Genomic DNA, 13,868 nt, shown 5'->3' on the forward strand with positions numbered 1-13,868 from the left:
GAAATAGGGAGAGAGTTCCGGCACGTGATATCGCTCGTAAAGTTACGACGCTGAACGATGCTGTCTCTTATAAAATTTGTTTGGCATCTCTGGCATGGTCTGCATGCAGGGCATAATCTGAAACTGTGTTATAGTTTTCCGGATATGCATTCTGGCAACCAACAAACGTGTCAAACATGACAATGCGGAATTGCTTATGTCTGTACTCTTTTCTGAAACCCGTGCGGCAGCGCCTGTTGATACAACTGCCGGTGAAAATCCGGAAATCCTCGCGGCTGGCGGTATTCTCACCGTTGATCTGGCCGCTTTGCGCGCGAACTATAAGCTGATCGCCGGTGCACTGAGCCCGACCAGAGCCGCAGCCGTTGTGAAAGCTGATGCTTATGGCCTGGGTGCAGATAAAGTCGCCCCGCAATTTTATGCCGCCGGTTGCCGTGATTTTTTCGTTGCGCATCTGGGAGAGGCTCTGAAGCTGCAGCCGCATATCGGCAAAGATGCGGTTATTTATGTCCTCAATGGCCTCCAGCCGCAGACCGAAAAACTCTGCGCAGATCGTAATATTATTCCTGTGCTGAACTCGCTGGAACAGCTGCGCAACTGGGCAGCTTTGGGCAAGGCCGGCAACCGGAAGCTTCCGGCACTGCTTCAGCTTGATACAGGCATGTCACGTCTCGGTCTTTCCGAACAGGAACTGAAAGAACTGCTGGCAGATATTTCCCTGCTGGACGGCATTGATGTGAAATTCATTATCAGCCATCTGGCTTCTGCAGATAATGTGCAGAGCCCGCAAAACCACGCCCAGCTGGAGCGGATGCAGGCAGCTCTGAAACTTCTGCCGCATTATGCTGTTGCTTTTTCCAATTCCGGCGGCAGCTTCATGGAGCGCGGCTATCATTTTGATCTGGCTCGTCCGGGTATTGCACTTTACGGCGGTGCACCGCAGGAAAATGCACCAAACCCGATGGAGCCGGTTGTATCACTGCAGGCGCGCGTCATTCAATGCCGCACCGTTCCGGCACATACTCTGGTGGGTTATGGCGGCAGCTATGAAACACAGGGCGAAACACGGATTGCCACGATTGCCGTCGGCTATGCAGATGGCTGGCCACGGCATTTAAGCAATAAAGGCGCAGCATATTATGGTTCTGTACGCCTGCCAATTATCGGGCGTGTTTCCATGGATTCCATTACTCTGGATGTCAGCGCCCTGCCGGAAGGCACATTAAAGCTCGGCAGCCTTGTGGAGCTGATCGGCGCACATCAGAGCCTTGAACAAGTGGCACAGGATGCCGGAACAATTTCCTATGAGATTCTGACATCTCTGGGGAACAGATATCATCGCAATTACATTAACGACATTCTTGCCTGAAGAACAAACAAGCCTGCACATGCGGCATCAGACAGGATATGACAGAGGCAGACCATGAAAGTTACAATACTCGGCAGCGGTGTGATCGGCGTAACGACCGCCTATTATCTGGCAAAAGCCGGCCATGAAGTGACTGTGCTTGACCGTCAGGAAGGACCAGCGCTCGAAACCAGTTTCGCCAATGCCGGTCAGCTTTCCTATGGTTACTCGACCCCATGGGCTGCTCCGGGTATTCCGCAGAAAGCGGCAATGTGGCTGTTTAAAAAACACTCACCTTTGATTTTCCGTCCGACCTGCAATCCGGCAATGTATAGCTGGCTTCTGTCTATGCTGGCCAATTGTACCGCATCGGCCTATGCGATTAACAAAGCCCGTATGCTGCGCATCTCCAATTACAGCCGCGAATGCCTGACCGAACTGCGCAATGATACCGGCATCACCTATGACGAAGGTTCAAAAGGTACTTTGCAGCTGTTCCGCAGTCAGAAAGATTTTGACGCGGTAATGACCAAGGATATTGAAAGCCTGCGTCAGGACGGCATCAAATTTGAAGTGCTGGATGCCGAAGGCTGCACCAAGGCAGAGCCTGCCCTTGCCAATGTAAAGCACATGATCACCGGCGGCCTGCGCATGCCTGATGACGGCACCGGCGATTGCTTCACCTTCACCAATAAACTGGCCAAAATGGCCGAAGAACTTGGTGTGAAATTCCACTACAATGTGGATATTAAAGGCTTCCAGCTTAACAGCGGTAAGATTGTTGCGGTTGAAACCAATAAAGGCATCTTCACTGCTGATCGTTATGTGGCTGCACTCGGCAGCTTCACACCGCAGCTGGTCAAAGGTCTCGGCCTCAATGTGCCGATCTACCCGGTCAAAGGCTATTCGATCACGATTCCGATTGTTGATGAATCCCGCGCGCCGGTTTCCACAATTCTGGATGAAACATACAAGATTGCTATTACCCGCCTCGGCGACCGTATCCGCGTCGGCGGCATGGCTGAAGTCACCGATTATGTGACACGTCTGCTGCCTGAACGCCGTGAAACGCTGGAACTTTCCGTCAGTGGTCTGTTTGGCGGCGCCGGTGACCTGTCCAAGGCAACGTTCTGGTCGGGTCTGCGTCCGATGACACCGGACTCAACACCGATCATCGGTGGCACAAAATACGACAATCTCTATATCAATGCCGGTCACGGCACACTCGGCTGGACAATGTCTGCCGGTTCTGCCCGCGTGATGGCTGATCTGATCTCCGGCAAAAAACCGGATATCGACACATCCGATCTCGGCCTGTCACGTTACAAGTAAAATTACATCTTCCGCTTAAACGCCGTCGCAAAATTCTTGCGGCGGCGTTTTTTTTGCATTTCAGAGCAATCCGATCAGATGCGCCTTCATCACCGCATGAACCTTGTTGGAAACAATCAGCTTATTCAGAACATTGTTCATGTGAAAATGCACAGTGCGCGGCGTGATATTGAGGATAATTGAAATATCCTCAGCAGTTTTACCATCACCGGTCCAGCGCAATATTTCCCGCTCCCGCAGCGTAATAATCTGATCCTCAGTATTATATGTCTCATCCAGCTGATAAAGATCATAGAACCGCTTGAACAGAGACAGGCTGAGCTGGCGCAATTCCGGCTCCAGTTCTTTCAGTTCAGCTTTGCTGATTGCATCGCCGGCACGACTGAAAGACAGAAAACCGGCAACCGATTGCGGCCCCCAACAAGACTGCGTAACCCCTACAGAATGGCCGTCGCGCCTCATTTCCTGCCACAGAATTTTGTTCTGCTGATAGAGTTTTTCAGTCCAGACAACCGGCTTTGAAGAACGCATCGCCTGCTGAATTGCAGGATCGGTCAGAATACATTCATTGCGCACATAATAATTACGCCAGCCTTCAGAGTAATTATCAAAACTCTGAATTTTCGGACGGGTCAGAGACTGCGGGATGCGAAGGACAAAACTATAATAGTCAAAGCCGAGCCGTACCGCATGACTACTGATAATATCGACAATTTCAATTTCCTGTACATCTGTTAAATTGACACTATAAAGTATTGGCCGCGATATATTCATCGGAAAAACCTTATCTTATTTTAAAATACCAATAAAAATAAAACAGTATAAAAAATCAGGACAATCAAAGAATAACAATTCAAATAAAAAATGACAATCAATTAGAATAAATTTCACAAAATATGTTCACATCTTGAGAAAGATACAAATATTTAAGAATAACTATGAAATTTTATTGAAAAACATAGATTGATAAATCTAATTTTCTAAAAAATAAAAAAGGCTTAAAACGCTTTTTACAGGACGTGACATTTTTACCATGTGATTTGACGAGATAATTCCGGCCTTTAATGCCGCTGTTTTCGCAAATGATTCTTATTGTAAATCAATAAAAAAGCCCGCCAAAGGCGGGCTCATTTGATGAAGCAATCGTAGCTGCTGATTACTTTTTCTTGCTCAGCACCTTCACCAGACTATATTTCAGGCTGGAACTGTCCATAGGCGGATTTTTGATTTTGCTCACATTCACTTTCAGCTTGTACCGATAACCCGGCTCAAACCGGAAACCGTCAATACCGCCATAGAATAATGTCCATTCGCTTTTCGGGCTTTTGCGAACCTGCATACATTTTTGCGGCCCTACACCAACACAATCAACCAGCTTGTTATTGATATAAAGCACCTCATTTTTACCGGCTGCGCTCGCCTGCTGCATCGACAACAGGCCGGCACCAACAATGGCCGCAGTTACAACAGGTATAATAAAGGTCTTTCTCACAGTCTTCTCCGTCTTCGCTTCTTACTTGCGTCAGCACTGAACTTAGCTAAAACAACCTGAACAGCAGGTGAACCGGATGACGTCTCAAAACACAAATACCAACGGCAAGACCATTGCCATTATTGGCGGGGGGCCTTCGGGTCTCGCTGCGGCCGAAATTCTGTCCGCGCACGGTCATGACGTCACTGTTTATGAAGCCATGCCGACTGTTGCACGCAAATTCCTGCTGGCAGGCAAATCCGGTTTGAATATCACCCATTCAGAACCCTATGAACGCTTTCGTAGCCGCTATGGTTCCGCCGACTCGCGCCTCATTCCCGCACTCGACGCTTTTACACCTGAAGATATCTGCCAATGGACAGAGGCATTGGATATTGAAGTTTTTACCGGCAGTTCCGGCCGCGTCTTTCCGAAGCGGATGAAAGCCTCACCATTGCTGCGCAACTGGGTCGCACGGCTGGAAGCGCAAGGCATCAAAATCCTGAAACGTCATCGCTGGAAAGGCTTCAGCGGAGACGGTCTTTTGTTTGACACGCCGGAGGGTGAAAAGCAGATCAGCCCCGATGCCACATTACTGGCTCTGGGCGGCGCCAGCTATCCGCGCCTTGGCTCTGATGCCGCATGGGTGCCGTGGCTTACGGAAAAGAATATCAGTATTGCACCTCTCCAATCAGCCAATTGCGGATTTGATGTTGATTGGAGCACATTCTTTCGTGGGCGCTTTGAAGGCGCGCCGATCAAATCGGTCGCGGGTACATCTCCGGCAGGCCGGATTGAGGGCGAATTTGTCATCTCGCAGCACGGTATTGAAGGCAGTCTGATCTATGCCCACGCCGCTGCATTGCGTGACCAGTTGAAGAATACCGGCACCACCAGCCTCTATCTTGATCTGACACCGGCACGCTCAACTGAACGGCTGATCAGCGACCTTATCAAACAAGGCAGCAAGAGCAGCTTCTCCAACCGTCTGCGCAAAGCCACCGGCCTTGAAGGTGTGAAAGCAGCATTGTTGCGCGAACTGGTGCCGGATGCTCATCTGCTCTCAGCGGAAAACCTTGCGCAGCAGATTAAAAACCTCGGAGTGCCATTGCTGCGTCCGCGTCCGATTGCAGAGGCGATTTCTTCTGCCGGCGGCATTGTCTGGGATGAAGTCAGCGACAACTATATGCTGCACAAATTGCCGGGTGTTTTTGTTGCCGGTGAAATGCTGGATTGGGAAGCGCCGACCGGCGGCTATCTGCTCACCGCCTGCTTTGCAACAGGCCGTGCGGCAGCTCAAGGTATGCTGGATTGGCTGGAGCATTTCACAGTCAAATTAGATTAATTTGACGGCTGTGATAATGCGACCACTAAAAAATCTGGAGCATGCCCCCTAAAACTGCACATCGGTTTTGGAGACATGCTCCAGAAACTCAAATAATCTTCGCCTTCACAAACACATCATAGCGTGTGCTTTTGCCTAATATCTGGTGTGAAGGTTTGCGGATACCTGCCATCGGTTCCGCACGCAGCGGCCATTTCAGTACAACACGGTTTTGCGCAGCTTCCAGCGCCACATGCATCAGTCTTTCCGCATCAGGATCGGTACCGACAATCTCACGGATCTGGCGCATTTCTTTTTTGACCAGTGCCGTATTTCCGCGCGGCGGATGCATCGGATCAACCAGAACCACCTGCGGCTTCAGTTCCGGCAACAGGGCACAGGAATCACCAAAAAGCAGTGTCATCCGCGCCACGGTCTCCGCCAAGCGCCCGCCTTCTGCCGCAGCACGCTCCAGCCCTGCGGCCAGCAAAGCGTGCATTTTTTCTGACCGCTCAATCAAGGTCACTTTTGCGCCAAGCGACGCCAGCAAAAAGGCGTCGCGGCCAAGCCCTGCGGTAGCGTCCACAATATCCGGTGTTGCACCGCGCACTAATCCTGCCGCCTTAGCAAGCGCCTGCCCGCGCCCCTCGCCGGAGCGGAAACGATGACCGACAGCCCCGCCGACAAAATCAACAATCAGGTCATTATCATCTGCTTGCTGCATAGGTTCTCTCAAAACGGGCAAGGTATGGTAAAAGTAACAATACGACCATCAGGATGGCGGAAACTCAGACTTTCCGCATGCAAAAGCAATCGATCAGCCGCCTGCAATGCAGCGCCTTCAGCATAGAATTCATCGCCCAGCATCACATGGCCAATGGCTTTCATATGCACACGCAACTGATGCGTCCGGCCGGTTAACGGGAACAGACGCAACCTTGTTGTTTGTTCGTTGCGCTCCAGCACCTGCCAGCGACTTTGTGCCGGTTTGCCATGTTCGTAATCCACACGGTGACGCGGTTTATTGTCCGGATCAATCGCCAGTGGCAGATCAATCAGTCCTTCATTCTCAGCCACATTGCCCCAAACAACTGCGACATAGGACTTCTCCGTGCTGCGTTCTTCAAACTGTCTGGCAATCTGCGCATGGGCTTTGCGGTTCAGCGACATCAAAACCACGCCGGACGTGTCTTTATCCAGCCGGTGGATCATCAGTGCTTTCGGAAACTGCTTCTGCACCCGCGTCGCTAAACTATCAGACAAAGCCGGATCACGCCCCGGCACAGATAACAGTCCGCTCGGCTTATCCAGCACCAGAATATCCGCATCCTGATAGATCACCGAAACCGGATCCATAGGCGGATTATAAACAGGAGAAGCGGAAGAATATGTGCTCATCCCCCCCTCTAACATAGTTTATCCGCCGCATAGAAGTACTGACTTTCAGGAGAAACCAAGAAAAACGGGAACTGAAACGGCAGTTCAGCGGTTTATCCAGGCACTCGCTGCAAAATCAGTCATGATTTTGCACTCACGGAAAGGCTCTTGATGCGATATTTTCTGCCCCTCTGCTTGCTTGCAGTGCTGAGTAGCGGCACTTTGATGACAATACCGGCCACAGCGAAAACTGTTCCGATACCTGCACAAAAACCCGCTGCGGAAGAGAGTAAAACCATTACCCCTGCCCCAAAACCGGATATGTCAAAACCGGAGATACCGAAAACCGAACGGATTTATCAGGCTGCCTGCCTGCCATTAGTGCAAAATGAAGTGACCGGCAAAGTCATCCCGCCTGTCAATGAAGGGCAATGCCAGATCAGAAGCCCGCTGGAAATCACGGCCTTCACCAAACCTGTCCCGATAGAACTGGATCAGCCGGTTACAACCAATTGCACGATGACTGTGGCTCTCACTGAATGGGTGCAGCAGGCTAACAATCTGGCCAAAACCCATCTCGGCAGTGATATCAAAACCATCGGCACCGGTTCGCATTATCAGTGCCGCAAGGTTAATAACGGCTCAGCAGGGCGTGTATCCGAACATGCTTTCGGTAATGCTCTGGATATTATGTCTTTCACACTCGCCAATGGTGAAAAGACCACACTTGCCACAGACTGGAACGGCAGCGAAAAACAAAAGAAATTCTGGCGTGAATTACATAAGGCAAGCTGCACGCTGTTCATGACCGTATTGGGACCGGAAGCTGACAGCGCCCATGAAACCAATCTGCATCTTGATATGGGATGTCATGGTAAATCCTGTACCTATCGCATCTGTCAGTAATCTGATGAAACAGAAAAATAGACGCCCGATTTCCGGCGGCACAGGAAGCAAATCATGATAAAGTCTGTTTATGCTATTTTCTTTACCCGACCCTAAAATTCTTTATCAGGCACTTCTTGATCGTGACCAGTCCTATGACGGCCATGTTTTTGTCGGTGTGACCAGCACCGGCATCTTCTGCCGCCTGTCCTGTCCGGCGCGTAAACCGAAATTCGAGAACAGCCGCTTTTTTGATCATCCCGCCGCCTGTATGGAAGCGGGTTTCCGGCCGTGTCAGCGCTGCCGTCCGCTGGATTTTTATCGTGGCAAGGAACCGGTTGTCGCCAAATTGCTGGATTGCCTGGATGCCCGACCGGATCATTTCTGGTGCGAAGATGACCTCATCGCCATGCAACTTGATCCTTCCACAGTGCGCCGTGCTTTCAAACGCCATCTGGGTATGACTTTTCTGGATATGGCACGACTGCGCCGCAAAGCACGCGGGCTTGAAAGCATTGCTGCCGGTCATTCCGTGATCGATGCCCAGCTTGAGGCCGGTTATGATTCCGGCAGTGGTTTTCGCGAAGCCATTACGCAGCTGATCGGTGATACGCCTGCCCAACTGAAAGGGCGTGACCTGCTGAAAGCCGACTGGCTGGAAACACCAATCGGCTCCATGCTCGCCGTTGCCGATCAGCATCATCTGCATTTGCTGGAGTTCTTTGAGCGCAAAGGCCTGCCCAATGAGCTGAAAAAACTGCGCCTCTATACCAAATCATCCATCAGCTTTGGCCGTCTTGCGCCGATTGATCAGATTGAAGCAGAGCTGAAGCTCTATTTCACCGGCGGCTTTACCGGCTTTAAAACACCCTTGGCGCTTTATGCTCCGGCCTTTACCCGCTCAGTCTGGGATACATTGCAGGAAATTCCGCTGGGTGAAACCCGCTCCTATGCCGAGCTGGCAGAGCTGACCGGACGTCCCGATGCCATACGTGCCGTGGCCAATGCCAATGGTGCAAATCAGCTGTCGATTATTATCCCGTGTCACCGCACCATCGGCTCGGACGGATCACTCACGGGATATGGCGGCGGCCTATGGCGCAAACGCTGGCTGCTTGAGCACGAGAAACGTATGGCTGCCCGTTCCGCCGCCTGAATGAGATCAGAATCCTGTATGAGTTTTCAGGAATTCAGTTTCTTCCGGTGTGTTTTTGCGGCCGAGAACGGCATTGCGATGCGGAAACCGGCCGAATTCCTCGACAATATCACGATGCTCTCTGGCAAAGCCGAGAGCAAAATCATTGCCGAGCGCTTTATAAAGCTTCACGCATTGCTCCTGATCTTCAATCACCTCGCTATGCATCAGCGGCAGATAGAAAAACTGCCGTGCTTTCTCATCCACAGCCATGTCGTAATCATGTTCCAGCGCATATTTTGACAGTGCACAGGCAAGCGGATCACTCGCAAAAGCCTTAGGATCACCGCGGAACATATTACGCGGAAACTGATCAAAAATAATGGTCAGAGCCAAAGCGCTTTTGGCATCATTCTTCCAATGCGCAAGCTCACCTTCCACTGCCTGCTCATATACCGCACTGAAACGCTGTTTGATTTGCTGGTCAAGATCATCAGAACGGACAAACCAATGCGCTTCCGTTGCATCAGAAAACCAGAAATCCAGAATATCCTGCGGGGTTACCTGCGTCATAGATCATCTCTCCTGTCTTATTTTCATACATAATACATAGAGCAAATCTCTGGGCTTACCAGTTTCAGAACGTTTACATATGCACATCAACAAAAAAGGAGCCGCAAGCGGCTCCTTTTGCAAATCATCTTCATGAAATGATCAGGAAGAAAACTCTTTGTCTTTATGACCGAGAATGGCCAGCAAAGTAATTGCCGCCGCAGCCAGCAAATACAGACCGACATAGCTAAGGCTGTAGGTTGTAGCCAGCCATGTCGCAATATATGGCGCCAGCGAAGCACCGAAAATACTGGCCATGTTAAAGGTCATGGAAGCACCGGTATAACGCACGGCAGTCGGGAACGGCGAAGCCAGCGCCGCACCAATCGGACCATAGGTCATGCCCATCAGTGCGAAACCGATGATCGAGCACATCACAGCGCCGACAACACCGGCACCCAGCAGCGGCGCCATGAACAGGCCGAATACACCAATACCGATTGTAGTGAGGATCATGATTAAGCGGCGTCCAAAACGGTCAGACAACAAACCGGACACCGGAATCAACAGACCAAAGAACACAACGCCAACCATCTGGATGAACAGGAATTGCTCACGGGAATAGCCCATGCCTGCCTGTTCAACCGGACGTGTTGCCCATGACAGCATGAATACGGTCATCAGATAGAACAGCACAAAGGTAGCCAGTGCCGAGAAAGTGCCGAGAACCAGCGCGCGCTTGTGATGTTTGAAGACTGCTGCCAGCGGCACCTGAACACGCTCCTGCTTGTCCATCGCCTTCTGAAATTCAGGTGTTTCGGTGATCTTGATACGAACATAAAGACCAACTGCAACCAGCAGGATCGAACCGACAAACGGAATACGCCAGCCCCAGCTCATGAACTGCTCATTGCTCAGTGTTGCACCGAGAATAATGAATGTACCGGCAGAGAGGATGAAGCCGATCGGCGCACCAAGCTGCGGGAACATTGCATACCATGAACGCTTGCCTGCCGGAGCGTTTTCGGTTGCCAGCAACACTGCACCACCCCATTCACCGCCAAGGCCAAGTCCCTGACCGAAACGGCACAGTGCGAGCAACAGCGGCGCAACCACACCAATTTGTGCATAGGTTGGCAGCAAGCCGATGATGACGGTCGAAAGACCCATGGTCATCAGCGCGGCAACCAATGTTGCCTTACGGCCGATTTTGTCACCGAAGTGACCGAAAACCATGGCACCAAACGGACGGGCAAAGAAAGCAATCGAGAATGTAGCAAAAGATTGCAACATTGCCGAAGTCGGATCGCTGGCCGGAAAGAACACAGCCGGAAACACCAGAACGGCAGCCGTTGCATAAACATAAAAATCGAAAAATTCGATGGTTGTTCCCACGAGGCTGGCAAACAGCACACGCGCGGGTGAATTCAAGGCCGGAGCTGCCTCGCCGTTTTTATCGGCAACAGCACTCCGGGGGGCACCGGAAACACTCATTTTTTTATCCTGTTTGCGCAAGTTTACGAGGGTAAAATCCGATCCCGCAGACCTGCTGAAATATCAACACAGAACAGCCGTTTAAAAAGAAAAAGACTGACCTGAGATTATGTGTCGCCGACACCGAAAACCGAAGTCCGGGACATTCTGATCGCAATGGTCTATCCGATAAAAAGCAAGAAAACTATCAAAAATATCAGGGTTTCTTTTTAAAATTGCGCAAAATGCGCGTTTATTTTGCAGTTCGCCATGCCACATGCATTTTCGCGTAATAGTCTGATAGCGACATTTCAATCCGGCCATGCATATGACGCGAACCGGTGCCGGACTTATCACAAATGCGTTGCACAACAGTCATACGCTCTTCATTGAAATTGCAGAGAATGCGGCAGTCCTGTTTTTCGGAGATTCCGGCCATGCATCCGCCCTCGGAAAATACCAATCGCAGAAAACAACCGCCACCGGTCAGATCAAGCAATAATAATTGCTCATCCGCTATCTGGTTTCCGCGCTGGATACCGCACAACACAAAAAGAGCGCTGCCCGTCAATGCGCCGGTCAACCGCGTCTGGTAACCAGAGCGCCGTGCGTCCTGTCGGGCGCACAAAGTTCGCTCTAACACTTTTAAATTATGCTCTGGCACTCAGCAGACAAAAAAGCCCTTGTGCAGAACACAAGGGCTTTTCATTTTTTAACGGCTGAACAATCAGAACTTCGAGGTCATGCTGACCCAGAGACGACGTCCGTCAACCGAAGCATTGAAATCACTCTCTTCAATACGCTTGTCGAACAGATTGTAGAGTGCCGCATTGAATGTAACATTCTCGCTGAACTCATAGCTCGTACCGATATCAAAGGTCATATAGGCATCATATTTGCGGGCGATAACCTTGCCGTTTTTATAAACCGGCTTACCGTTGCTGCCGATACGGGCTCCGGCATTGGTTTCCGAGCCATGGTAATTGGCAGCTGTCCATGCAGAAAGACCTTCAACCGGTGTGATCCAGTCCGCACGGATATTACCCATATGTTCCGGTGTGCGTGTCAGCGGCAGACCATCATAGTCCCCGCCCTTCTGACGGGAATGCGTATAGGTATAGCTGGCGCGCAAACGGATATCAGATGTGGCTTCCCAGTTTGCTGTCAGTTCCACACCCTGCATCACAGCATTATCGATATTGAAGCTGCTCCACAGAACGTAATTTGTATTTTCGCTCCAGCGGATCGGCTTGCCATTCGCATCAAGCATCTGCTTGTTGGAGATTTTGTCTTTGAAATCCGTGTAGAAATAAGTCGCGCCAAGCTGCAAACCGTCCTGATTGTCCCACAGGGCGCCCAGTTCATAGCTTGTGCTCTTTTCTGCTTTCAGGCTTTCATCGCCAATAATCACGCCGCAAGGGTTCTTGCCGGATGGCAGGCTTGCCTCAGGACCATAGAAACAGCCGCCACCGCCGGTCGTATAAGCATAACCCGGTGCAATTGTGCGGATTTCCGGTGCTTTAAAGCCCGTGGAAATACCACCTTTCAGCGTCAGCTGCTCCGTTGCATGCCACACGGCATAGGCGCGCGGGCTGAGATGGGAACCGTAGATTTCATGATCATCCATACGCAGACCACCGGTCAGCGAGAAGTCCGGTGTAATCCACCACTCATCTTCAGCAAAGACCGCCCATTGGCGAATGCTGAATGTCTCATCGAGACCGGTGCGGCGTCCCGGATTCTGATCTGTCAGCTGTGCATCAATGAACTGACCGCCGGTGACCAGCGTATGATCGCCGTAAAATTCAAACGGTGTGGTGAATTTGCCGTCGAGAACAGAGTTGCGGATTTCCGGCGAGCGCAGATTTTCCACATAGGAGCCACGGGCTTTATCCCAGTTGAAATTGGTGCGTTCTGCCCATTCCTGCGAGAACGAGAAATCAGACGTTGTCGGACCCCAGCGGCCGGTATGGCTGATCGACCAGTGTCTGCGGTCGTTGTAATTATATGTATCCGTTCCGGTTGCAGCGATTGTATCACCGACAGTGCCTTCACGGCGCACGCGGGTGACGCCGCCTTCGATGAAAATGTCATGATCTTCGTTCGGCGTAATTGTCAGCTTTCCGCCCAGATCACCGTCGCGCTGTTCCTGCGTACCATTGAGGAATTTATCCTCACTGCGCTTTAGACCACGTCCCCAGGCCTGAACGCCAACAACGTCAGGCACCAGTGGTCCGCTGACATAGAAGGAAGCCTGTCCGCTGTTACCATAACGTGATTTGGTCTGCACGGTACCGTCAAGGGTCAGCTCACCATGCCATGCATCGTCAACTTTACGGGTAATAATATTGATAACGCCGCCCATGGCATCCGAACCATAGAGCGAAGACATCGGGCCGCGCACCACTTCAATCCGCTCGATAGCCGATGCAGGCGGAACAAAACTCTGTTCAAAACCGGCATTACCATTGGTACGGGCATCACGGGTGCTCTGGCGCTTACCGTCAACCAGAATAAGCGTATAGGCACCCGGCAAGCCGCGGATATAAATATCCTGCTCATTGGCGATACCCGTTACGCTAACACCCTGCACGCTGTTAAGCGCATCGGTCAGGTTGCGGAAAGCACCTTTTTCCAGCTCTTCGCGCGGTACAACAGTAATGCTGGCCGGTGCATCTTTAACATTCTGTTCAAAGCCGGTGGCTGTGACAACAATCTGATCCAGACGCACAGTACCCGCCGGAGCTGCAGCCTGCTCAGCTGGCTGCACGGCCTGCGCTTCAGCCGCAACCGGCTTCTTTTTAACAGCCTGTGCCTGAGCCGGAAGGGCGAAAGACAGCATTGTTCCGGCCAGAATTGTACCGCATGCAAGAGCTGCGAGACGATGCATTTTGACCTGTTTTAACATTTCAGATCCGGAAACCACCTGAATTTCCTCTCTTGAATGCCCTATATCTGTCATTTCAATTGC

The 13,868-nt window shown here is 51.2% G+C and carries 13 protein-coding genes; 5 read left to right on the top strand and 8 right to left on the bottom strand.

All coding sequences use genetic code 11. The features are described from left to right. Positions 1–196 precede the first annotated feature (196 nt). Positions 197–1,369 (top strand): alanine racemase, encoded by a 1,173-nt coding sequence (gene alr, locus HBA93_RS14800; protein WP_221723761.1) that lies wholly within the window; start codon positions 197–199, stop codon positions 1,367–1,369. Positions 1,370–1,423: 54 nt separating this feature from the next. After that, positions 1,424–2,680, top strand: coding sequence for a D-amino acid dehydrogenase (locus tag HBA93_RS14805; protein ID WP_121991578.1), 1,257 nt, complete (start codon positions 1,424–1,426; stop codon positions 2,678–2,680). A 60-nt stretch (positions 2,681–2,740) separates the two neighbouring features. Here the strand turns inward: HBA93_RS14805 and HBA93_RS14810 are convergent, their stop codons facing one another. Then, positions 2,741–3,454 carry an autoinducer binding domain-containing protein gene (locus tag HBA93_RS14810; protein WP_121991579.1) on the bottom strand — a complete coding sequence of 238 codons (714 nt, stop codon included), beginning with the start codon at positions 3,452–3,454 and terminating at the stop codon, positions 2,741–2,743. Positions 3,455–3,836: 382 nt separating this feature from the next. Beyond that, the gene (locus HBA93_RS14815) at positions 3,837–4,172 is read right to left on the bottom strand and encodes a DUF4377 domain-containing protein (protein ID WP_221723762.1); all 336 of its coding nucleotides are present in this window, start codon (positions 4,170–4,172) and stop codon (positions 3,837–3,839) included. Positions 4,173–4,248: 76 nt separating this feature from the next. Here HBA93_RS14815 and HBA93_RS14820 point away from each other — a divergent pair, with 76 nt between their 5' ends. Then, positions 4,249–5,496 (top strand): TIGR03862 family flavoprotein, encoded by a 1,248-nt coding sequence (locus HBA93_RS14820; protein WP_221723763.1) that lies wholly within the window; start codon positions 4,249–4,251, stop codon positions 5,494–5,496. 88 nt (positions 5,497–5,584) lie between these two features. Here HBA93_RS14820 and HBA93_RS14825 read toward each other — a convergent pair whose 3' ends face one another. Both HBA93_RS14825 and HBA93_RS14830 read right to left on the bottom strand, forming a co-directional pair. Beyond that, entirely contained in the window at positions 5,585–6,199 is a 615-nt protein-coding gene (locus HBA93_RS14825) for a class I SAM-dependent methyltransferase (protein WP_221723764.1), read from the bottom strand. 8 nt (positions 6,200–6,207) lie between these two features. Next, on the bottom strand, positions 6,208–6,873 hold the full coding sequence (locus HBA93_RS14830) for an RluA family pseudouridine synthase (RefSeq protein WP_221723765.1): 666 nt from the start codon (positions 6,871–6,873) through the stop codon (positions 6,208–6,210). Between the two features lie 204 nt (positions 6,874–7,077). Here HBA93_RS14830 and HBA93_RS14835 point away from each other — a divergent pair, with 204 nt between their 5' ends. Then, positions 7,078–7,758, top strand: coding sequence for an extensin-like domain-containing protein (locus HBA93_RS14835; RefSeq protein WP_221723766.1), 681 nt, complete (start codon positions 7,078–7,080; stop codon positions 7,756–7,758). A gap of 70 nt (positions 7,759–7,828) precedes the next feature. Next, complete coding sequence (locus HBA93_RS14840) at positions 7,829–8,893, top strand: bifunctional transcriptional activator/DNA repair enzyme AdaA (protein ID WP_213598665.1); 1,065 nt, start codon at positions 7,829–7,831, stop codon at positions 8,891–8,893. Positions 8,894–8,899: 6 nt separating this feature from the next. Here the strand turns inward: HBA93_RS14840 and HBA93_RS14845 are convergent, their stop codons facing one another. The 4 genes from HBA93_RS14845 to HBA93_RS14860 all read right to left on the bottom strand — a co-directional run bounded on the left by HBA93_RS14845 (position 8,900) and on the right by HBA93_RS14860 (position 13,805). Continuing rightward, positions 8,900–9,445 (bottom strand): DUF924 family protein, encoded by a 546-nt coding sequence (locus HBA93_RS14845; protein ID WP_121991585.1) that lies wholly within the window; start codon positions 9,443–9,445, stop codon positions 8,900–8,902. A gap of 141 nt (positions 9,446–9,586) precedes the next feature. Next, positions 9,587–10,918, bottom strand: coding sequence for an MFS transporter (locus HBA93_RS14850; RefSeq protein WP_221723767.1), 1,332 nt, complete (start codon positions 10,916–10,918; stop codon positions 9,587–9,589). A gap of 232 nt (positions 10,919–11,150) precedes the next feature. Next, complete coding sequence (locus HBA93_RS14855; RefSeq protein ID WP_221723768.1) at positions 11,151–11,336, bottom strand: hypothetical protein; 186 nt, start codon at positions 11,334–11,336, stop codon at positions 11,151–11,153. 288 nt (positions 11,337–11,624) lie between these two features. Next, positions 11,625–13,805, bottom strand: coding sequence for a TonB-dependent receptor domain-containing protein (locus HBA93_RS14860; RefSeq protein WP_221723769.1), 2,181 nt, complete (start codon positions 13,803–13,805; stop codon positions 11,625–11,627). Positions 13,806–13,868 lie beyond the last annotated feature (63 nt).

Origin of the sequence: Ochrobactrum sp. SFR4, assembly GCF_019730395.1 — a bacterium.
Taxonomy (GTDB): Bacteria; Pseudomonadota; Alphaproteobacteria; order Rhizobiales; family Rhizobiaceae; genus Pseudochrobactrum.

What these genes read in the sequence shown, in the direction of transcription:
- HBA93_RS14805 (WP_121991578.1), top strand. Translation starts at nt 1,424, where the DNA reads ATGAAAGTTACAATACTCGGCAGCGGTGTGATCGGCGTAACGACCGCC.
- HBA93_RS14840 (WP_213598665.1), top strand. Translation starts at nt 7,829, where the DNA reads ATGCTATTTTCTTTACCCGACCCTAAAATTCTTTATCAGGCACTTCTT.
- alr (WP_221723761.1), top strand. Translation starts at nt 197, where the DNA reads ATGTCTGTACTCTTTTCTGAAACCCGTGCGGCAGCGCCTGTTGATACA.
- HBA93_RS14820 (WP_221723763.1), top strand. Translation starts at nt 4,249, where the DNA reads ATGACGTCTCAAAACACAAATACCAACGGCAAGACCATTGCCATTATT.
- HBA93_RS14850 (WP_221723767.1), bottom strand. Translation starts at nt 10,918, where the DNA reads ATGAGTGTTTCCGGTGCCCCCCGGAGTGCTGTTGCCGATAAAAACGGC.
- HBA93_RS14835 (WP_221723766.1), top strand. Translation starts at nt 7,078, where the DNA reads ATGACAATACCGGCCACAGCGAAAACTGTTCCGATACCTGCACAAAAA.
- HBA93_RS14830 (WP_221723765.1), bottom strand. Translation starts at nt 6,873, where the DNA reads ATGAGCACATATTCTTCCGCTTCTCCTGTTTATAATCCGCCTATGGAT.
- HBA93_RS14860 (WP_221723769.1), bottom strand. Translation starts at nt 13,805, where the DNA reads ATGTTAAAACAGGTCAAAATGCATCGTCTCGCAGCTCTTGCATGCGGT.
- HBA93_RS14810 (WP_121991579.1), bottom strand. Translation starts at nt 3,454, where the DNA reads ATGAATATATCGCGGCCAATACTTTATAGTGTCAATTTAACAGATGTA.
- HBA93_RS14825 (WP_221723764.1), bottom strand. Translation starts at nt 6,199, where the DNA reads ATGCAGCAAGCAGATGATAATGACCTGATTGTTGATTTTGTCGGCGGG.
- HBA93_RS14845 (WP_121991585.1), bottom strand. Translation starts at nt 9,445, where the DNA reads ATGACGCAGGTAACCCCGCAGGATATTCTGGATTTCTGGTTTTCTGAT.
- HBA93_RS14855 (WP_221723768.1), bottom strand. Translation starts at nt 11,336, where the DNA reads ATGGCCGGAATCTCCGAAAAACAGGACTGCCGCATTCTCTGCAATTTC.